This is a genomic window from Methylobacterium oryzihabitans (assembly GCF_004004555.2).
Classification (GTDB): Bacteria; Pseudomonadota; Alphaproteobacteria; order Rhizobiales; family Beijerinckiaceae; genus Methylobacterium; species Methylobacterium oryzihabitans.
The window spans coordinates 1-468 of record NZ_SACP01000139.1 but is presented as its reverse complement, the minus strand read 5'-3'; the positions used below and the strand labels follow the sequence as shown (position 1 = coordinate 468).

Sequence of the window (468 nt, the reverse complement as noted above, 5' to 3'; positions counted from 1 at the left end):
GGCGATAGGCCCAGCACAAGCTAGTGAGCTTCCCCAGCCTTCAACCCTTCCGGCAGCTTGCGGGTGAGCAACACTGCCACCATGCTCACTGCCAACCCGATCCCGACAAAGTGGAACGCGTCGTTGTACGCCATGATCATGGCCTGCTGGTGGGTGATCTCGCTCAACTTGCCCAGCGCCGCATTGTCATTGCCCAGCCGCTCGGCCAGTTGCGCCAGCCGTTCCGCCACCTGCGGGTTGCTCGGCACTACCGCTTCGCGCAGGTAGTCGAAATACACCTTGGTCCGCGCATCCAGCAGCGTGGCCAGCAAGGCGATGCCAATCGCACCGCCCAGGTTACGCAGGATATTGAACAGGCTCGATGCCGACCCCGCGTCCTGCGGCTGGATGTAAGCCGTGGCGATCAGCGAAATGGTCACCATGATCATCGGCTGGCCAAGGGCGCGGATGATCTGGATATGGTTGAAC

Annotated in this window: 1 pseudogene; it reads right to left on the bottom strand. The window is 61.8% G+C overall.

The annotated features are described in order from the left end of the window. Positions 1 to 20: 20 nt before the first annotated feature. Positions 21 to 468: pseudogene (locus EOE48_RS28735) on the bottom strand (EmrB/QacA family drug resistance transporter); the annotation flags it as partial.